Source organism: Flavobacterium sp. ASV13 (assembly GCF_000745775.1).
GTDB lineage: Bacteria > Bacteroidota > Bacteroidia > Flavobacteriales > Flavobacteriaceae > Flavobacterium.
Genome location: NZ_JQJY01000003.1, coordinates 136599 through 157533, shown reverse-complemented (window position 1 = coordinate 157533; position 20935 = coordinate 136599). Strand labels below are relative to the sequence as shown.

Below are 20935 nucleotides of genomic sequence, written 5' to 3'. Positions count from 1 at the left end.
GATTGGTTAATATCCAGGATTCTGAGGTAAACCGACAGGATCGATATTTCTTTCACTTTGTGGAATCGGATACAGATTATTTCTTTCAGAAACAGAGTTTTTAGCCGTTACTTTTTTCACTTCAGTAACTAGAGTTCCCCAACGAACTAAATCAAACCATCTTTGTCCTTCCTGAACGAATTCTTTTTTGCGCTCTTCCTGAATGGCAGCTCTAAAAGTCGTTTGCGTTAAGCCTACTAAATCTACAGTTGCATCTGGCGTTGTAATTGGCTTTGCAAAGGCTCTTCTTCTTACCTGATTGATTAGTTCGTAAGCTTCTGCAGTTGGTCCGCCTTGTTCATTTATGGCTTCCGCCAAAGACAATAAAATGTCGGCATAACGAATAACCGGAAAGTTGATTGCCACGTTAGAAGGAGTAGCCAGATTTGTTAGATCTAAGTATTTTTTGAAAATTGGCTTTGGAAAAGTATAAATGTTCGCAGTACCAGGAATTGGCAATGTTTTAGCATAACTTACATCTCTTCGAGTATCTCCGGGAGCATAAATGTCATAAAACAAGGCTACATCTGAAATAATATCAGCAGGTTCTGTAGCAGTGAATCCTGTAAATGACGTCGCTTGAAAAGTGCTTCCGCTTGATCCGTTTCCGGCTTGATTTGGCTCAAATTGTACAGAGAAAATATGCTCTTTTCCGTTCTTTTTTGTTTTAGTAAAAATATCTTGGAAACTTTCGAATAACGCATAACCATATCCGCCGTTAATAACCTCTTTTGCTTTTGTAATTGCATTTGGCCAATCTTTTCTTGTCAGATATACTTTTGCCAAAATAGCTTTTGCAGCACCAGATGTTGCACGTCCAGCGTCTGTTGCAGGATAAGTTGCAGGGAGACTTTCAGCATCTTTTAAATCTGAAATTATCTGTGCGTAAACTTCTTCAACAGTTGCTCTTTTTGATTTTAAGCTTTCTAACTGAATAGAAGTTGGCTCGTGCAAAACAATTGGAACGCCTCCCCAAAGACGAACTGCCTGAAAGTAAAGTAATCCACGGATAAATTTTGCTTCTAAAATCAATCTGTTTTTTACAGCTTCTGTTCCGGTAACTTTCGGAATATTATCAATTGAAACATTCGCTCTGTTGATTCCAGCATAAATTTGTCTCCACGCCACCTGAACACGATCTGAAGTTGCATCGTGCGTTAAACTGCTTAATGCTCTAACTTGTGGATTTGTCGCTGAAACCCCAGCTGCAGCATAATCTGAAGCCATATCAGTTAAGAAATAAAGGTTTCTTCCAAATAAACTCTGCTCTCCGGGATCTAAGCTTAACGAAGCATAAACAGCCGTTACGCTTGCTACAGCATCATCCTGGGTTTTAAAGTAATTATCTTCGGTTACAAAAGAGGTTGGTGTTACCTCTAACTCTGTGCACGATACAAATAAACCGGCACTTAATAGGAATGTTATAATAATCTTTTTCATTTTATATTTTTTTTACTTAGAAAGTTACGTTCAAGCCCGAGATGAATGTTTTTGAGTTTGGATAAGATCCAAAATCAATTCCCGGATATAAGTTGTTTTGTTCGTATGAACTTACTTCTGGATCATAACCAGTGTATTTTGTCCATGTAATTAAGTTTTCTGCAGAAACATAGAATTTCACGCTTTTTGTTCCCAGTTTTTTAGAAACACTTTTTGGCAAAGTATAACCTAGCGTAATTAATTTCAATCTCAAGAAAGAAGCATCTTCAACATAACGTTCTGAAACTATTCCTAAAGGTGAACTTGTTGCTCTCGGAATTTCATTGCTTGGATTTGTTGGTGTCCAACGATCATCTAACGTCACGTTAGCATTTGTTCCAAGTGTAGAAATTTCTAATTGCTGATTCAAAGCATTGAATATTTTTCCGCCATAAGCACCTTGGAAAGAGAAATTCAAATCAAAATCATGATACGAAATTGTATTGCTGAAACTTCCAACAAATTTTGGCTGAGAAGTACTTAAGTTTCCTTTGTCTAGAGCAGTAATTACACCGTCTCCATTTGTGTCAACATATTTTCTGTCACCTATTTTTGTGTTAGCCAAACTGTTGATTTTTGGTTGTGTATTTACCTCTTCCTGAGTTTGGAAAATTCCGTTTGTTCTGTATCCCCAGAAAGTTCCTAGAGGCAATCCAACTTTTACAATTACAGGTTGTTGCTGTAATAATGAGCCATTTGGCACAACTGGAAAAAACTGATCGACACCATTTCCTATCGCCGTTACCTTATTTTTATTTGTAGAAAAAACGAAGTTAGAATTCCAAGAGAAATTATCTGTTTTTATGTTTTCAGTAATCAAACCAATTTCAAGACCTTTGTTTTCAACACCTCCAATATTTTGAAGTACAGTTGCATATCCTGAAGTCAACGGCACTGGAACGTTGATTAACAAATCTTTTGTTTTTTTGTAATAAACATCAAAAACAAAATTGATTTTTCGGTCTAATAATGATAAGTCCAAACCAACGTTGTATTGATTTGTTTTTTCCCATTTCAAATCAGGATTTGCTAATCGGGTAGGAGCAAGTCCTGTTGCTAAAGTTCCTCCAAAAGCATAATTTACAGAACCCATTGAAGCAAGTGAAAGGTAGTTTCCAATTTCTTGGTTTCCTGTTGTTCCTGCTGTAAGTCTAAGTTTAGCTTCTGTTACGCCTTTAATATTTTTAGCGAAATCTTCGTCGGTAATATTCCAAGAAAATCCTGCTGATGGAAAATAGCCCCAAAGTGATTCTGAACCAAATCTTGAAGAACCATCGGCGCGGCCTGAAAGTGTAAAGTTATATTTCCCTTGATAAGAGTAATTTACTCTCGCTAACCATGATTTTAATACGCTTTCGAATGCATCACTGTAAGGTTTTACAGGAACACCATCTTGCAGTGCATTATAAGTATTCGCGTCATTTACAAATGTCTGCGCTCCTGCATTTACAACCTCACCTTTTGTGTATTGAAGTGTATAACCTCCTAAAGCTGAGAATTTATGGCTTTCGCCGAAAGTAGTATTGTAATTAATTGTGTTTTCATTTAAAACAGAACTTACTCGGCGAGTACCAACAGAAGCCAAACCTTTAACTCCCGCTCCGCTTGTAGTGGTTGCTGGTGCATAATAGTTTTGTTTAGTATCAATTACGTCACCGCTTACCGCAACTTTTGCAACAACTTCTTTAGTAATTTTATATTCACCAAATAAGCTGGTTAAAATCCTGTTGATTTTAGTCTCATTAGTTGTGTTTTCCAAATCATTAATTGGATTCGGAATAATACCATTAGTTGCTGTTGCGTACGGATTATTAGTTAAATTAAAACTTCCATCTGGATTTCTGATTGGTACAACAGGCGGTTGATAAAGTGCAACCACTAATGGATTTGGCTGTCTTCCGGCTGCAGCACCGCCATTTGTTCCAACTCCGTTTGAAGCCGAATTTGTATAATTGGCATTTACGCCAAATTTGAAATTCTGAGAATAATTTCTTTCGTAATTAGCTCGAAGTGAAATACGTTTAAAATCAGTTGCAATTACAATTCCGTCCTGATCAAAATATCCTGCCGAAATCGTATATCTTGAACGATCATCTCCACCAGAAAAAGTCAATTGATGATTTTGAATTGGAGCAGCAGTTCTAAAAACAGCATCTTGCCAGTCATAGCTTCCCGAAGTTTTAAAAGCTTCAATTTGAGCAGCAGTAAAAGAAGGCGCCTGACCGATACTTGCCTGAACATCGTTACGTAAACTTGCCCATTGGCTGGCATCCATTAAATGTAATTTTTTTGAAACATTTTGAAAACCAAAATAACCTTGGTATGAAATATTATCTTGTCCTTTTGTTCCTTTTTTGGTTGTAATAATAACAACTCCATTTGCACCTCGAGATCCATAAATGGCAGTTGCTGAAGCATCTTTCAGAACTTCAATAGATTCGATATCAGCTGGATTAATTGTCGAAAGTACATTGACAGTTGCTCCTGCATTTGCTACACCTGCTGTACCATTATTATTGTCATTGTAAATTAAAATGCCATCTAATACATAAAGCGGTTCGTTACCAGCTGTAATGGAGTTTCCACCTCTAATACGTACACTTGACGAAGCTCCCGGGCGTCCAGAACTTTGTGTAACTACCACACCAGGAATCGCACCGCGAAGCAAGTTATCTGCAGATGAAGTTACTTGAGATAAATTTGCTTTTGGAACAGAAGCAACTGAACCTGTAATGTCTTTTCTCTTTTGAGATCCATACCCAACAACTACCAGTTCGTCTAATTCCTGACGCTCTTCTTTTAAGTTGATTGTTACCGGATTTTTATCCACTACGATTTCAAGTTTTTTATATCCAATGTAGCTTACGATTAAAGTATAAGGTAATTTTTGGCCAGTTTGAAAATAAAATTTTCCTTCAGCATCTGTTATAACACCGTGTGTCGTTCCTTTAATGGTTACTGAAGCGCCAATAATGGGCTGATTTGTAATGTCATCCACAACAGTTCCATCAAGTTTTGACTGAATAAGCGGGGGCGTATTCTGGGCATTTAGTCCTGCCGTCAGAAGCAAGAGAAATAATATTGAGTATATCTTTAAAATTTTTTTCATTTCTTTGTAATGGTTTAAGTAATTAACAAGGCGCCCTGAGCGTTGAATTTTCAACCCTCTAATTGTTTCCTTGATTTAGTGATAAATGTTCTTTAAGCCTCGCCATTTCTGTTGCCGCAGAAATGGCTTTTTTTATTTACAGCAACACGTTTGCATATTTTTCATTTTAGTTTTTTTTAGTTGTTAATTAGTTTCTTTTTAAAATAGGGGTATATTCAAAAAATCATCACAATGCAAAATATGCATCAGCCAGATATTTGTATTTTCAATAAAGGTAATTTGCGGGTGAATTTGAATTTCGTTTTTGACTTACAGTAATGGATCAAATGACGAATGTATTGCATGATGAATTAGCAACAGAAGCACATATAACAACAATTGTTATAAGTATATTTTTTTTGAAGATTTAAATACGATATGCTCTCGGTTGTTTTCAAAATATAGTTTTTTTGGTTTTCAATAAAAATCTAAACTCTACTAATCCTATAGACAAAGTTAATTTTAATATAATAAAAACCAAAAATTTAAATGATTTTTTTTGAAAAAGTCTTTATGTATATTGTTTTACGATCTAAAAATAGATGTTAATTTATTGATAATCAATTTTTTGTGATTTCGCTTTGCTTAAAAAAATGTTAAAAGTTTTTTTATTTCCAATCTAAAATTGTAGTATTTTACATTTAAATTGCTTGTTTTTAATGCTTTGTAAAATAAGTTAAAGTATCAAAAACAGCTTAGAAACGTCACAGAACATGTTTTTGTAAAATTTAATCGATAAAATGACAGATTAAGTATATAATTACTTTAATCGGTTATCTTGTTTATTATTAGTGTTTTAGATGATTTTTTTCTAATTTTAATCTATTCTTATTTTTTGCAGGAAAAACCATTCTTATACTTTCTGTAATATTGATTTATAGGTTAAATATTAAAGTAATAATTCTAACACTATTTTTCTATGGCTGATCTTTCACAATCTCATCGCATTCTGTTTTTTAATACGTTAGCTTTTATAATTTGTTTTGCCTGTTGGACGCTAAACGGAGTTTTGGTAACTTTTCTAAATGATCGTGGTATTTTTGAATGGAGTGTCGTCGAGATTGGATGGCTCTTGGGAATTCCAATTTTAACGGGTTCTGTTATGCGTTTGCCAATGGGAATTCTCACAGATAAATTTGGAGGAAAACCCGTTTATTCTTGTTTATTGGTTTTAAGTTCTATTCCGTTGTTTCTCTTGCCTTTTGCTTACAATTTCTGGACGTTTGCTATTTTGAGCTTTTTGTTTGGAATGGTAGGAACCAGTTTCGCAATTGGAGTAGGATATACTTCAGTATATTACCCAAAAGAATGGCAGGGAAGAGCTTTGGGTATTTTTGGAATGGGAAATTCAGGTGCTGCTTTGACAACATTTCTAGCACCAACATTATTGACAAAATTCTCCGAAAGCGATCCTGAAAATGGTTGGAAATGGCTTCCTGTTATCTACGCAAGTGTTCTGCTTACAATGGGAATTGTCTTTCTGATTTTTACAAAAAACAAAAAAATTGAAGCCGCTCCAAAAACCGTAAGTCAGGTTTTTAAACCACTTAAGAGTGTCAGAGTTTGGCGCTTTGGGTTATATTATTTTCTTGTTTTTGGTTCGTTTGTAACTTTTTCACAATGGCTGCTTCCTAATTTTTTAAACGTATATCACACAACTTTAGTTATGGGCGGAATTTTCGCTGCCATATTTAGTTTGCCATCTGGAGTTATCAGAGCTTATGGAGGTTTTTTATCTGATCGTTTTGGCGCCAGAAAAGTAATGTATTGGGTTTTGAGTTCGTCAGTTGTTTTAAGTTTTCTTTTGATGTTTCCAAAAATGGATATTACAACTTCAGGTTCAGGTATTACCGCCGCAAAAGCAGGAACTGTTACTGAAGTTGCGAAAGATAAAATTGTTATTGGAGATAAAACATATCCTATAACACAAGAAGATAAAAATGCAAAACACAGCAAATTTTTGCCTTCAAAAACATCGTGGCAGGAAGTAGTTGTAGAACAAAATCAGCAAGTTCAAAAGAAAGATTTATTAGCCGAAGGAATTACTCAAATTCATTTTGAAGCCAATATGTGGATTTATTTGGTTTTAGTAATTCTGATTGGTTCTGCTTGGGGAATTGGTTCTGCAGCAGTTTACAAACATATTCCGGATTATTTTCCAAATGAAGTTGGAGTTGTTGGCGGAATGGTTGGAATGCTCGGCGGTTTAGGCGGATTTGTTGGCCCAATTATCTTCGGTTATCTTTTAAGTACAACGGGTTTCTGGACAAGTTCGTGGATGTTCATTTTGGCAGTTTCACTTATTTGTTTAATCTGGATGCATCGCGTTGTAGTGAAATTGATGAAAGAGAAATCGCCAGAGTATGCTAAAGATATGGATAGAAAACATTAAAGTTCTTTTAAAATTAAACATAAAAAAAGCCTTTTTCTTAAAATAGAAAAGGCTTTTTTTGTACTATTATTTTTGTTATTTAGGATGTTTTAAAATAAGACATAATTATCTTTTATATGATATATGTCATATTAAATACGCATCTCAGACTATAATTTTGCTTGTATAATTGAGGAGAATTACTCAATTATATTCAAGTAATCTAGATAGTTTATGAGTAATTTATCTCAATCGCACCGAATTTTATTTCTTAATACACTTGCTTTTACAGTGTGTTTTGCCTGCTGGACTTTAAATGGCGTTTTGATCACTTTTTTGGCCGATAAAGGAATATTCAATTTTACAGTTGTTGAAATCGGATGGCTTTTAGGAATTCCGATTCTTTCAGGCTCAATTTTCAGACTTCCAATAGGGATTTTAACAGACAAATATGGCGGTAAAATTATTTTTTCTGTTTTGCTCCTGTTATGTTCAGTGCCACTTTTCTTAATGCCTTTTGCAGATTCGTTTTGGAGTTTTGTAATTCTGAGTTTTTTCTTCGGATTAGTTGGAACCAGTTTTGCTGTCGGAATCGGATACACTTCAATTTGGTATCCAAAAGAATGGCAGGGAAGAGCCTTAGGAATCTTCGGAATGGGAAATACCGGAGCTGCAATTACCACTTTTATTGCACCTACATTATTAAATAATTTATCTGAAAGTAATCCGCTTAACGGCTGGAAAATGCTTCCGGTTATATATGCATCCATATTAGTAATTATCGGAATTCTTTTTATTGTTTTTGCTAAAAACAAAACGAATCCGGGTGTTTCAAAAACAATGGGAGAGCTTATGTCTCCGCTCAAAAAAGCCAGAGTATGGCGTTTTGGAACCTATTACTTTTTAGTTTTCGGATTTTTTGTAGCCTATTCGCAGTGGCTTCTTCCAAACTTTATGAATGTCTACAATACCACTTTAGTAATGGGTGGTATGTTTGCTACAATGTTCAGTCTTCCGTCAGGAGTTATTAGAGCTTTTGGAGGTTATCTATCGGATAAATTTGGAGCCAGAAAAGTGATGTATTGGGTTTTAGGCTCTTCAATCGTAATCAGTTTTTTATTGATGTTTCCAAAAATGGAAATCTTTACTGCAGGACCCGGAGTTATGTCTTTAAGTAACGGAACGGTAACAGAAATTTCGGCAGATAAAATAATTGTCAACGGAAAAACACATCAAATCAACAATAAAAAAGATCTCGAAATAAATAGCGAATCTTCTGTTTTTCCTGTAAAAAAATCTTGGCAGGAAATCATTGTACAACAAAATCAGGAAGTAAAAAAGAAAGAATTATTGGCAAAAGGAATTACCCAAATCAACTTCAGCGCCAATCTTTGGGTGTATGTGATTTTGGTAACGCTGATAGGAATTTCATGGGGAATTGGTAAAGCGGCTGTTTACAAACATATTCCGGAATATTTTCCAAATGAAGTTGGAGTTGTGGGCGGAATGGTTGGTTTGATTGGTGGCCTGGGAGGTTTTTTAGGTCCAATAATCTTTGGCTATCTCCTCAATTATACCGGACTCTGGACAAGCTCATGGATATTCATATTTCTGGTTTCTGTTCTTTGTTTGGTATGGATGCACAGAACAATCATAAATGCGATGCGAAGTAAATCACCCGATTTTACAAGAGAAATAGAAGACAATCATTAAAAATTAAATTAAAATAGAAATGAAAACTTGGTTAGACAAATGGAACCCCGAAGATGAAGCGTATTGGAATGCTGGCGGAAGTAAAATTGCATGGAGGACTTTAACAATTACAACAATTACATTAGTGTTATCATTTGCCTCTTGGTTTATGATGAGTGTTATAGCAGTAAAATTACCCGGATTAGGATTTAATTTTTCAAAAGATCAGCTTTTTTGGTTAACCGCAATTCCCGGATTAGCTGCCGGATTATTGCGAATTATTCACACATTTCTGCTTCCAATTTTTGGAACGCGACATATTATTTCTTTGGCGACAGCAATTAAATTAATTCCCGTAATCGGAATTGGTTTTGCGATTATGAATGTAAATACGCCTTTCTGGGTTTTTGCAGTTTTGGCTTTTACAACTGGTTTTGGCGGTGGAGATTTTTCTTCTTATATGCCAAGTACAAGTTTATTTTTTCCTCAGAGATTAAAAGGAACTGCATTAGGAATTCAGGCAGGAATTGGAAATTTTGGTGTTTCAATAGCGCAATTTGTTACGCCATTGGTAATTAGTGTTGGAATTTTTGGAGCTTCAACCGTTTTTACAAGTATCGATCCGAAAGAAACGTTAACGGTTTTTCAAAACTCATCAATAGAAAAACAAAAAGAAGTTTTTGCTGCTCTTGATTCAGAAGTTCAAACAAAAATTTTATCTAACGTAAAGAAAAATATTGTTGACTCTGTGAGTACGGCCGTGAACTCTCATGATAATGCAACTGTTTTTGTTTCACTTCCTGTTAAGGCAAAAGCAAAAGCGATTGCAAATGCAAATCCCAAATTGGCTGAGAAAATAATAAACAACATTAGCGCCGAAAATACAGCGGTAAAAAACAAACCAATTTATTTGCAATCTGCAGCATTTTGGTATGCACCTTTTCTAATAATTATGGCATTTGTGAGCTGGTTTTATTTAAGAAGTATTCCAATGAAAGCTTCAGTAAAAGAGCAATTGGATATTTTCTCAAACAAACATACTTGGTATTGCACAATTACTTACGTAATGACTTTCGGAACTTTTGCAGGATTGTCAGCTGCTTTTCCATTAATGATTAAATTTTTATACGGAGATTTTCCAAATGCGCCAGATCCTTTAGTGTATGCTTTTTATGGTCCATTAATAGGTTCTGCCAGCCGAATTGCTTTTGGTTTTGTTGCAGATAAAGTAGGAGGTGCCATATTAACAACTATAACAGGTTTAGGAATTTTGGCTGGAGCAGTAATTTTAGTAACTCAGGGATTAGTTGCACCAACAAGTATGGACCAGTTTCCGCTTTTTGTGACTGTAATATTAGGAATGTTCTTTTTCACCGGAATTGGAAATGCCGGTACTTTTAGACAATATCCAATCATTTTTAAAGAAAATCCACGTCAGGCAGCCGGAGTTATTGGTTGGACTGCTGCAATAGCTGCATTTGGTCCTTTTATCTTTTCTAAATTAATAGGTAATAATATTTCTGCTAATGGTACTGTAAATCAATTCTTTATTGGTGTTTCTTTTTTCACTATATTAGCTACAGGTATCAATTGGTGGTTTTACAATCGTAAGAATTGCGAGAAACCAAGTTAAAGAAGTAATCATTAAAATAAAAAATTAAGGATGAAAAATAAAACGTTTAATACCAAAGCTTTACTTGTTGCTACACTAGTTTCAATACTTACTATTGTACTCGTGTTCTACGGCTCAAGACAATTGCAAAATTTTGATGCTGCTCTCGTAACGTACCTCTTCGGAACTGTATTTGCATTCTTTGGAATCGTTTATCGATACACCGTTTGGCTACAAAGACCTCCAACCTGGATGTATTTTAAAAGAAGTCTAAAATTCCTGTTTACTGGAAAAGTGTTTTCACATTTATGGTTTTTGGGAAAAGAATCAGTACAGAATATTTTAGTTCAAAGATTTATTTATCCGAGAAGCAAATGGCGCTGGTTTGCCCATTTTTGCATTGCTATAGGATGTTTATCAGCTTTTGCAATTACAATTCCACTTACGTTTGGATGGATTCACTTTACATTGGCACCTAATTCCATTTCAATTTACGAAGCACATTTCTTCGGATTCAAAATGATGGATTTTCAAATAAATTCATTTTTGGCTTTCTTAATATTTCATGCGTTAAATTGGTCTTCATGGCTTGTAATTATTGGATCTGTTTATTATTTAAGAAGAAGATTAACCAATCCGGGATTAATTGCAACCCAAACTTTTGAAGGCGATTTATTGCCACTTATTTTATTAATAGCGATTTCAGTTACAGGATTGTGTTTGACTTATTCGTATCAATTCATGAAGGGTTTCGCATATGATTTCCTTGCTGTAATTCATTGTGTAACAGTAATTATGTTTTTGCTTTGGATTCCCTTTGGAAAATTCTTTCACATCATTCAGCGTCCGGCACAAATTGGAGCACATATTTACAAACAAGAAGGAATTAAAAAAGGAATGGCGGTTTGTCCGCATACCGGAGAAGAATTCGCTACAAAACTTCATATTGACGATTTAAAAATTGTAACCAAACAATTAGGTTTTGATTTTACCCACGAAGATGGAACTTCTCATCTTGATTTAAGCCCAGAAGGAAAAAGATCACGCTTAGCACAAGCACATTTAAAAGCCAGATTAGAAGGCGGAAATTTATTTGGATAATTTAAAAAGTTTCAGGTTTAAAGTTTCAAGTTTCGTACTGAACATGTAACCTGAAGACAAAATTTATAAAAGGTTCAAATTTAAGTTTTCAAGTTCCGCACAGAACCTGAAACCTGAAACTTGAAACAAAACAAACAAAAAAAGCATGGCAAAACTACCAGTATCAATAGAGAAAATAATAGATGACTTTGGACCACATTTAAACTACGCTCCAGTAGATGGCTATAATGGAAGAGACGAACCGGATGACGTTGTAAAAACGCACTGCTGTTTTTGCGGAATGCAATGCGGAATTCAGTTATTAGTAAAAGAAAATAAAGTAGTTGGTTTTGAACCTTGGATGGAATTCCCTTTTAATGAAGGTCGTTTGTGTCCAAAAGGTGTTCAGCGTTATTTACAAAATAATCACCCCGATCGACTTTTGCATCCAATACAAAGAGTAGAAGGAAAAGGTTTTGAAAAAATTTCCTGGGATGATGCGATGGACAAAACGGTTTCTGAAATAAAAAGAATTCAGGAAAAATACGGAAAACATGCATTCTCAATGTTATCCGGAGTTTCATTGACAAATGAGAAAAGTTATTTAGTTGGAAAATTTGCCCGAGTTGCTTTAAAAACAAGAAATCTGGATTATAACGGCAGACTTTGCATGGTAAGCGCCGGAGCTGGAAATAAAAAGGCATTTGGTTTAGATCGTGCTTCAAACAATTATTCTGATTTAGAATATGCTGAAGTTATTATTGTGACTGGAGCAAACATCAGTGAGACTTTTCCAACCTTGACGCATTGGATTTGGAAAGCCAGAGATCGCGGAGCAAAATTAATTGTAATTGACCCAAGGATGATTCCGCTGGCAAGAACTGCCGATATTCACTTAGATGTAAAGCCCGGAACAGATTCGGCTTTATATGGCGCAATGTTGAAATATTTGGTTGATCACGATATGTTAGATCATGATTTTATTGATAATTATACTTCAGGATTTCAGGAAACGATCGACGCTGTAAAAGAGTATACTTTAGAATGGGCAGAAGAAGTTACCGGAATTGACAAAGAAAAAATAAAAGCGGCAGCCGAATTATGGGGAAAAGCAAAAACAAGTTTTTTACTGCACGCAAGAGGAATTGAACACCATTCAAAAGGCGTTGATAATGTTTTAGGATGTATTAACCTCGTTTTAGCAACAGGAAGAATCGGCAGACCTTATTGCGGTTATGGAACTATTACCGGACAAGGAAATGGCCAAGGCGGAAGAGAACACGGACACAAATGCGATCAATTGCCGGGAAACAGAGATATTGAAAATCCGGAACACAGAAAATACATTTCAGAGGTTTGGGGAATCGATGAAAAAGATTTACCAGGAAAAGGACTTACAGCTTATGAAATAATTGAAGCGATTCATAGAGATGAAATCAAAGGATTAATTTCCATTTGTTTTAATCCGTTGGTATCCCTTCCAAACAATAATTATGTGCGTTCTGCTCTTGAAAAATTAGAGTTTTACGTTTGTATTGATTTCTTTTTGAATGAAACAGCACGTCATGCTGATATTGTTTTGGCAGGTTCTTTACAGGAAGAAGAAGAAGGGACAACAACTTCTGCAGAAGGAAGAGTAATTAGAATCAGACAAGCCGTTACGCCTCCGGGAGAAGCCAGAACCGATACTTCAATTTTACTTGAAATTGCGAAAAGATTAGGCGAAGAAGATAAATTCACTTATGAAAATAGTGAAGAAATTTTCAACGAATTGCGTGTCGCTTCAAAAGGCGGAACGGCAGATTATTTCGGAATTACTTATAAAAAAGTTGAAGATAATATGGGCGTTTTCTGGCCATGTCCAACAGAAGATCATCCGGGAACACCAAGACTTTGGGAAGATAGAAAATTTAAAACTCCAGACGGAAAAGCGCATTTTAATCCTGCACCATATAAACTTCCGGGAGAAGTTACAGATGAAGAATATCCAATAACATTGACAACAGGACGCGTTGTTTCGCAATATTTAAGCGGCACACAAACCCGAAGAATAGGAAAATTAGTAGATCAGTTTCCGGAACCAATGGTAGAAATCCATCCAGAAATGGCAGTACATTATAATATCAAACAGCGTGAATTGGTTAGAGTCGTTACCAGAAGAGGCGAAGGAGTTTTTCCTGCCAATATTGTAGAAACCATTAGAAAAGATACAGTTTTTATTCCATACCACTGGCCGGGACATAAATCGGCGAATCAATTAACACCGGGAACTTTAGATCCAATTTCTAAAATTCCAGAGTTTAAAGTTTGCGCCTGTCAATTATTTCCGCAAGGAACAATTGCTCCGCCAGCGAAAGAATCTGAAGCTTATGCAAGTGTTTAATCTATAAAAATGAAATTGTATGAATTTAACGAATTTTAATACCAACGAAGAATTTTTTGTAGACATGCAGCGCTGCATTGGCTGCAAAGCCTGCGAAATGGCTTGCGCAGAATGTGAAACCAATGGTCAACAAACCTTAATAAGCGTAAATTATGTAGATCGTGCTTCAACAATCCAGACAACAGTTCAGGTTTGTATGCATTGCGAAGATCCGGTTTGTGCTAATGTTTGTCCGGCAGATGCAATTTCGCAAGATGAATTTGGCGTTGTACATACAGCAAGTACAGAAAGATGTATTGGGTGTTCGAACTGCGTTATGGCTTGTCCTTTTGGAGTGCCTAAAAAAGTCGAAGAATACGATTTGATGATGAAATGCACGATGTGTTATGACAGAACAAGCGTGGGTAAAAAACCAATGTGTGCAACAGTTTGCCCGAGCGGTGCATTGTTTTACGGTACCAGAGAACAAATAGAAGAAATGAGACCAAACAGTTCGCCAGTCAATAATTTTATTTTCGGAAACGAAAAAGTGACGACAAAGGTCAATATTATGATGCCAAAAGGCAGTACAGAATTACGAATTTATTAAATGACAAGTCATGTCTAAAGAAGATAATTTAAATGAAAACTGGAAAAAAGATTTTCCAATAAAAAAACAAGAATCAACTCAAGTCAGCCGACGCGATTTTGCTAAATTCCTAACTTTTGTTTCCGGCGGATTAATGGTAGGAACCGGTTTTGTTACTGCAAAAGCACTTTTTTTACCAAAAGAAGAAGTACAAGGCGAACATTTTATCTGCAATAAAGAAGATGTTCCCGTGGGAGGAACAAGAGGATTTGTGATTGAAGGAAGTTCAATTCCCTATATTTTAGTTCACCTGGAAAATGGAGAATTTAGAGCTTATGAGCAAAAATGTACGCATCTTTCTTGCTCTGTTTTTTATAAACCCGGAACCGGAATTATACATTGTCCTTGCCATGAAGGTTCTTTTGATGCTATGACAGGTGATGTAATTGCTGGGCCTCCGCCAAGAGCATTGCCGCAATTGGAAGTTGTTTTTAAAGAAAATGCTGTTTTTGTAAAAGCACTAATCGAAAAAAAAGAAAGCTAATTTAAATTTTGAATCATGAGTACTTTTAGAAGAAGCCAGAACCGTGCAAACCCTAATAAACTTAATAATATCCTTTCTACACTTATATTTATTTTAATTCTAAATGTAAGCATTCAGATTTGGCTTTTGTATGCCTCTTTGAATAATGCATTAGACAATAATAAAGAAATTTTAATTCCAGCTTTTATAGCTTCTTCCATCTTATTTTTAATTGGTTTTGCTTGGCTTTATTATCTTCCTAAAGGAAATTTTAGGAATAAATAAAATGAAATTCTTAATTTCAAAAAGCTATTTTGGTTTTTTATGAATCTATTTACATTAAATGCGCTAAATTTATATTTTTTAAGGAATTAAGATATTTAATGATCTTAACTAAGTAAAAATACTTATATTTGTAATAAGTATTTTTTGCTTTTAAATATATACCGGTAATGATTAAAGTTGAAGAAGCCATAGCGATTATTGAAGCAAATAGTACTAAAATGCCAACCAAACATATTTCAGTAAGTAAAGCTTTAGGATATGTTTTAGCAGAAAAAGTGATTTCGCCAATCAATATGCCTCCATTTCGCCAATCAGCGATGGATGGATATGCGTTTGCACACAGTATTCGACATCAATATGACGTTGTTGGGATTTCGCAAGCCGGAGATCATTCAAATATAAAATTAAAATCGACCGAAGCTGTTCGAATATTCACAGGCGCTCACGTTCCTGATGATGCCGATACAGTAGTGATGCAGGAGCATGTAATGGCAAACAGCAATTCAATTTTGATTGCTGAAATGCCTCAAAAATTTTCTAATGTGCGTCCAAAAGGAGAACAAATAGCTAAAGATGATGTCGTTTTTGAAGCCAATGCTTTGATTACACCTGCTGCAATTGGTTTTTTAGCATGCTTAGGAATCACAGAAGTTGAGGTTTATAAGAAACCGAAAGTTGCGATTTTAGTGACTGGAAACGAATTAGTACAGCCAGGAAAGAAATTAAAAAAAGGTAAAATTTACGAAAGCAATTCGGTTATGCTTGAAGCGGGACTTCAAACAATCGGAATTGAAAAAACGAAAGTTTACAGAGTAAAAGACAATCTGAAAGCAACAAAAAAAGCGCTGAAAAGCATTTTAAATAAATACGATATTGTTCTTATTTCGGGCGGTATTTCAGTTGGGGATTATGATTTTGTAAAAGAAGCATTATTGCAAAACGACGTAAAAGAGCTTTTCTATAAAATCAATCAGAAACCAGGAAAACCAATGTTTTTTGGTTCTAAAAATGAAACTTTAGTTTTTGCACTTCCGGGAAACCCGGCTTCGTCACTGACTAATTTTTACATTTATGTAGCACCAGCAGTAAAAAACAGAATAGGATTTTCGGAAATTCATAAGCCGAAAGTAGTTCGAAAATTAAATTCGGAAATTAAGAACAACACAGGAAAAACATTGTTTTTAAAAGCTAAATACGACGAAACAAGCGTAACGGTTTTAGACGGACAAAGCTCTGCAATGCTAAATACATTTGCTGTTGCAAACAGTTTATTAATCGTTCCGGAAGAAATTGAGAATTATAAAAAAGGTCAGTTAGTAACATTATTGCCAATTGACTAAATTTTAGATTTTAAGAAAATAGAATAAAGAGCCAAGAAGAAAGATTTTAGTTATTGAAGATGAAAAGCAGTATATAAATAAAAACATATAGCCAAGTCAACTTGAAACTTTAAACCTGAAACAAACAAATACCAAATGAGCATTTTAAGTTCCGAAAACATATTATTATTCAGTTTTGCCTTAATTATAATTGCATTTTTATATTCTAGTGTTGGGCACGGTGGAGCATCGGGATATTTGGCATTGATGAGCATTTTTGCTTTTCCGATTTCGGTGATGAAACCATCGGCATTGCTGCTGAATTTATTTGTTTCGAGTATTTCGTTCTTATTTTATTATCGAAATAATTATTTCAAACCAAAGCTTTTTTATCCGTTTGCGATTGCCTCAATTCCGGCGGCATTTATCGGAGGTTTTATAACTTTAGATAATGCGATTTATAAAATTGTTTTGGGAATCGTACTAGTTTTTGCGGCATTAAGATTGTTCGGAATCTTTAATTTTAAAGAGAAAGAAGAAGTAAAAATCAATCTTCCGTTTGCATTACTAATTGGTTTTGCAATTGGTTTATTATCAGGAATGCTTGGAATTGGCGGAGGAATAATTTTGAGCCCGATTTTATTGTTTTTAGGATGGGCTTCAGTAAAAGAATCGGCAGCGGTTTCGAGTTTATTCATTTTTGTGAATTCATTTGCAGGAATGCTGGGATTCTTTTTAGCAGGAAAAGCAATTCCGATGGAAAGTTTTTATTTGGTTCCAATTGCAGTAGTGGGAGGAATGTTAGGGGGATTTTACGGAAGCGGAAAGTTTTCGAATAGAACTTTAAAAATGGTTTTAGGAACTGTGATTTTGATGGCAAGTGTTAAGTTGATTTTTCCTTAAAAAAGAGAAAATTGAGGTAATTAGACATTTAGATAATTAGATAATGAATCTAAAACCACGAAAAACATAATGATATTATTATAACAAAAGTGCGAAAACACAAAGCACACAAAGCTTTGTATTGATTTAACTTTGAGAACTTTGTGTTTATAAGTTAACAAATGATAAAAATTTTAGCACTCTTTGTGGTAAATAAATCGCAATTTAACCTGACCCAAGGCTGAAAGCCGAACGGACGAAGTAAACAGAAAACAATGGAAACACTAACAGTATTTATTCTTTGCGGAGGAAAAAGTTCCAGAATGCAGTCTGAAAAAGGATTAGTACTGTTTCAGGAAAAACCATTTATTGAACATATAATTAAGGCGATTTTGCCTATTACAAATAATATAAAACTGATTACAGCATCAAAAGAATATGATTATTTGGAGTATGAAAAAATACCCGATTTAATTGCAGATAAAGGACCATTAGGCGGAATTTACACGGCATTATCTCATTCTGAAACCGAATTTAATTTGATTTTAAGCTGCGATATTCCATTGATTTCAACCGAATTATTACAGGAATTAATTTCTAAACATAATACAGAAGCAGAAATTACAGTTTTTGCTTCAGAAAGCAGATTACATCCGTTGATCGGAATTTATTCTAAAAAAATATTGCCTGTTATCAAAGGCGCAATTGATAACGACGATTTGAAAATGATGAATTTGTTTGCTAATATTCCGCATCAAATCATCAATATTGAAGAAAGTGAAAACTTTCCTCTGACTAATATTAATTCGGCTGACGAATTAAATGATCTGAATATCAATTTAAGCTAAAAGATTATGCAAAGTTTTAAAACCCCAAAATTGACGATCGTAGGCGCAGGTCCGGGTGACGTTGAATTGATTACATTAAAAGCAATTAAAGCTTTAGAAAGCGCCGATGTAGTTTTGTATGATGCGTTGGTAAACGAAGAATTATTAGAATATGCATCAAATGCTGAAATTGTTTTTGTTGGAAAACGTTTAGGCTGCCATGCTTACACGCAAGATCAGATCAACGATTTGATAGTCTCAATGGCGAATGTTCATGGACATGTAGTTCGTTTAAAAGGCGGTGATTCTTTTGTTTTTGGAAGAGGAAGCGAAGAGATTGATTATGCCGTAAAATTTGGTTTGGAAACGGCTGTTGTTCCAGGAATTTCGTCTGCTTTGGGTGTTCCGGCTTCGGCAGGAATTAGTCTGACACAGCGTAAAATTGCGGAAAGTTTTTGGGTAATTACAGGAACGACGTCTAATCACGAATTGTCTAAAGACGTTCATTTGGCTGCAAAATCGGCGGCGACTGTTGTTATTTTGATGGGAATGCATAAGTTAGACGAAATCATTTCGATTTATCAGGAAAACAGAAATGATGATCTTCCTATTGCAATAATTCAAAACGGAACGAAAAATTCTGAGCAAAAAGTAATCGGAACTATAAGTACAATTACTAAATTGGTATCCGAAAAAAATATTTCATCGCCGGCGATTATTGTGATTGGCGAAGTAGTGAAAAATACATCAAAACTGACAGAATATTTTCAGGAACATTTTGATGATGAATTCATTTTTCAAAATTTAAATTTATAAAAATGATCGAGGTTAAATATTTTGGAGCTGTTGCTGAAAAAACAAAATGTGAATTCGAAAAATTATCTTTTTCAGAAGAATTGTCATTGCAAAAATTGTTGCAGGATTTAAACGGAAAATATGATTTCGAATCACTGACTTTCACCGTTGCAGTAAATCAAAAAATAGTTTCAAAAGCTTCAAATTACACTTTGCAAACAAGTGATGTTGTAGCTTTGTTACCTCCATTTGCAGGAGGATAATTAAAAATCATGAAAGAATCAGCGAGATACAACCGACAAACAATTCTTCCAGAAATAGGAGAGGAAGGCCAGCAAAAATTATCAAAATCGAAAGTTTTGGTGATTGGTGCAGGTGGTCTGGGTGCCGCAATCTTGCCTTATTTGGCTGGCGCGGGAGTTGGTAAAATCGGAATTGTTGATGATGATATAATTGACGTTTCGAATCTCCATCGCCAGGTTATTTACAAAACTTCGGCTGTTGGAAAATCTAAAGCTGAAGAAGCTAAATTGATGATTTCAGAATTAAATCCGGAAATAAAAGTTAATGCTTTTTCTGAGAAATTATCTGGAAAAAATGCCATTTCATTATTTGAAAAATATGATATTATAGTCGATGCAACAGATAATATTTCGATTAAATATTTAATAAATGATGCTTGCCTGGTAACTAATAAACCAATGGTTTACGGATCTATTTTTAGATTTCAAGGACAAGTTTCGGTATTCAATTATCAAAACGGGCCAACATACAGGTGTTTGTATCCAGATGAAAATTCGAATGCTTTAAATTGTGAAGATGCAGGCGTAATCGGAATTTCGGTTGGAATTATCGGTCTGTTCCAAGCGAATGAAGTCATAAAAATGATTCTTGGAATTGGAAATGTTTTAAGCGGAAAAATATTGGTTTACAATATTTTGAACAACGAACAGCAGAAATATGATTTCGATAAGAGTGATGTTCAAAACATAAGCAGAGAATCATTCGAAGAAAAATACAATAAAGCTGAAATTGAAGAAATAAGTTTTGAATCCGTTTTAGAAGAAATAGATGATGATAACGTTTTATTTTTAGACGTTAGAAATGAAGACGAATTGCCAAAAATCAGTTTAAAAAATCAAATCCAGATTCCGTTAATGCATTTAGAAAGTGAAATTGAAAAATTGGATAAAAACAAAATAATTTATATTTTCTGCCAATCTGGAATTAGAAGTAAAATGGCTGTTGAATTGCTTCAAAATCATCAATTTAAAAATGCAAAAAGCATTGCAGGCGGAGCTTTGGCAATGAAGAATATATTGAAAGAAGAAAAGATATAGCCACGACCCGAGCGATAGCGAACGGGCGAAGCAATTCACGAATTATCACGTAATAATTTGTGTAATCTAAATTTCACGAATTTATTTTTTAAAATCTATTCGTAAAGTATTGGATTAATTCGTGAATTCGTGGCGAAAAAAAAAAATAAATATAATGAGTAAAAATGTATTTGTAGAAGGGCCAATTGCTCCTGAATTTATAGCCGAGTCGATTGCGAAACACCAATCGAAACACACAATTGGTGCGCACAATATTTTTTTAGGACAAGTTCGTGCCGATGTTATTCATGATAATACAGTCGTTGCGATTGATTATTCTGCTTACACCGATATGGCAAATGAAGCGCTGTATGCAATTCGTGAAAAAGCATTTGCCAAATTCGATTTAACCTGCATGCACATTTACCACAGTTTAGGTGTTGTAAAAGCGGGCGAAATCTGTTTGTTTGTTTTTGTTTCGGCAACGCGACGCAAACAAGTTTATGAAGCAACAGAAGCCATCGTAAACTGGATTAAAACTGATGTACCAATTTTTGGCAAAGAAATGTTTGAAAACGATACATTCACTTGGAAACAAAATACCTAAGAAATA

The 20935-nt window shown here is 34.7% G+C and carries 17 protein-coding genes; 15 read left to right on the top strand and 2 right to left on the bottom strand.

Going from position 1 to position 20935, the window contains the following annotated elements:
- Positions 1-6: 6 nt before the first annotated feature.
- Together GQ47_RS07955 and GQ47_RS07950 are read right to left on the bottom strand one after the other, a co-directional pair.
- Positions 7-1479 (bottom strand): RagB/SusD family nutrient uptake outer membrane protein, encoded by a 1473-nt coding sequence (locus GQ47_RS07955; RefSeq protein ID WP_035647059.1) that lies wholly within the window; start codon positions 1477-1479, stop codon positions 7-9.
- A 16-nt stretch (positions 1480-1495) separates the two neighbouring features.
- Complete coding sequence (locus GQ47_RS07950; protein WP_035647058.1) at positions 1496-4627, bottom strand: SusC/RagA family TonB-linked outer membrane protein; 3132 nt, start codon at positions 4625-4627, stop codon at positions 1496-1498.
- A gap of 958 nt (positions 4628-5585) precedes the next feature.
- Here GQ47_RS07950 and GQ47_RS07945 point away from each other — a divergent pair.
- From GQ47_RS07945 to GQ47_RS07875, 15 genes are all read left to right on the top strand, one after another.
- A complete protein-coding gene (locus tag GQ47_RS07945; RefSeq protein WP_035647057.1) occupies positions 5586-7058 on the top strand; it encodes an MFS transporter in 1473 nt (490 codons plus the stop codon).
- A gap of 213 nt (positions 7059-7271) precedes the next feature.
- A complete protein-coding gene (locus tag GQ47_RS07940; RefSeq protein WP_035647056.1) occupies positions 7272-8750 on the top strand; it encodes an MFS transporter in 1479 nt (492 codons plus the stop codon).
- 19 nt (positions 8751-8769) lie between these two features.
- Positions 8770-10362: a magnesium transporter MgtE N-terminal domain-containing protein gene (locus GQ47_RS07935; RefSeq protein WP_035647055.1), complete on the top strand. Its 1593-nt coding sequence runs from the start codon at positions 8770-8772 to the stop codon at positions 10360-10362.
- Positions 10363-10392: 30 nt separating this feature from the next.
- Entirely contained in the window at positions 10393-11442 is a 1050-nt protein-coding gene (locus GQ47_RS07930; protein ID WP_035647053.1) for a hypothetical protein, read from the top strand.
- A gap of 145 nt (positions 11443-11587) precedes the next feature.
- Positions 11588-13804, top strand: a complete 2217-nt coding sequence (locus GQ47_RS07925; protein ID WP_035647052.1) for a molybdopterin oxidoreductase family protein — start codon at positions 11588-11590, stop codon at positions 13802-13804.
- 19 nt (positions 13805-13823) lie between these two features.
- Positions 13824-14393, top strand: coding sequence for a 4Fe-4S dicluster domain-containing protein (locus GQ47_RS07920; protein WP_035647051.1), 570 nt, complete (start codon positions 13824-13826; stop codon positions 14391-14393).
- Between the two features lie 10 nt (positions 14394-14403).
- The gene (locus GQ47_RS07915; protein WP_035647050.1) at positions 14404-14916 is read left to right on the top strand and encodes a QcrA and Rieske domain-containing protein; all 513 of its coding nucleotides are present in this window, start codon (positions 14404-14406) and stop codon (positions 14914-14916) included.
- A gap of 15 nt (positions 14917-14931) precedes the next feature.
- Positions 14932-15180, top strand: coding sequence for a DUF6755 family protein (locus tag GQ47_RS07910; protein ID WP_035647049.1), 249 nt, complete (start codon positions 14932-14934; stop codon positions 15178-15180).
- A gap of 167 nt (positions 15181-15347) precedes the next feature.
- A complete protein-coding gene (gene glp, locus GQ47_RS07905) occupies positions 15348-16520 on the top strand; it encodes a molybdopterin molybdotransferase MoeA (RefSeq protein WP_035647048.1) in 1173 nt (390 codons plus the stop codon).
- A gap of 135 nt (positions 16521-16655) precedes the next feature.
- Complete coding sequence (locus tag GQ47_RS07900; RefSeq protein ID WP_035647046.1) at positions 16656-17402, top strand: sulfite exporter TauE/SafE family protein; 747 nt, start codon at positions 16656-16658, stop codon at positions 17400-17402.
- Between the two features lie 254 nt (positions 17403-17656).
- Entirely contained in the window at positions 17657-18229 is a 573-nt protein-coding gene (locus GQ47_RS07895; protein WP_035647044.1) for a molybdenum cofactor guanylyltransferase, read from the top strand.
- Between the two features lie 6 nt (positions 18230-18235).
- Positions 18236-19024 carry a uroporphyrinogen-III C-methyltransferase gene (gene cobA / locus GQ47_RS07890; protein ID WP_035647043.1) on the top strand — a complete coding sequence of 263 codons (789 nt, stop codon included), beginning with the start codon at positions 18236-18238 and terminating at the stop codon, positions 19022-19024.
- Between the two features lie 2 nt (positions 19025-19026).
- The gene (locus GQ47_RS07885) at positions 19027-19266 is read left to right on the top strand and encodes a MoaD/ThiS family protein (protein WP_035647041.1); all 240 of its coding nucleotides are present in this window, start codon (positions 19027-19029) and stop codon (positions 19264-19266) included.
- A gap of 9 nt (positions 19267-19275) precedes the next feature.
- Positions 19276-20343 (top strand): HesA/MoeB/ThiF family protein, encoded by a 1068-nt coding sequence (gene moeB, locus GQ47_RS07880; RefSeq protein WP_035647040.1) that lies wholly within the window; start codon positions 19276-19278, stop codon positions 20341-20343.
- A 154-nt stretch (positions 20344-20497) separates the two neighbouring features.
- Positions 20498-20929: a molybdenum cofactor biosynthesis protein MoaE gene (locus GQ47_RS07875; protein WP_035648088.1), complete on the top strand. Its 432-nt coding sequence runs from the start codon at positions 20498-20500 to the stop codon at positions 20927-20929.
- Positions 20930-20935: the final 6 nt, after the last annotated feature.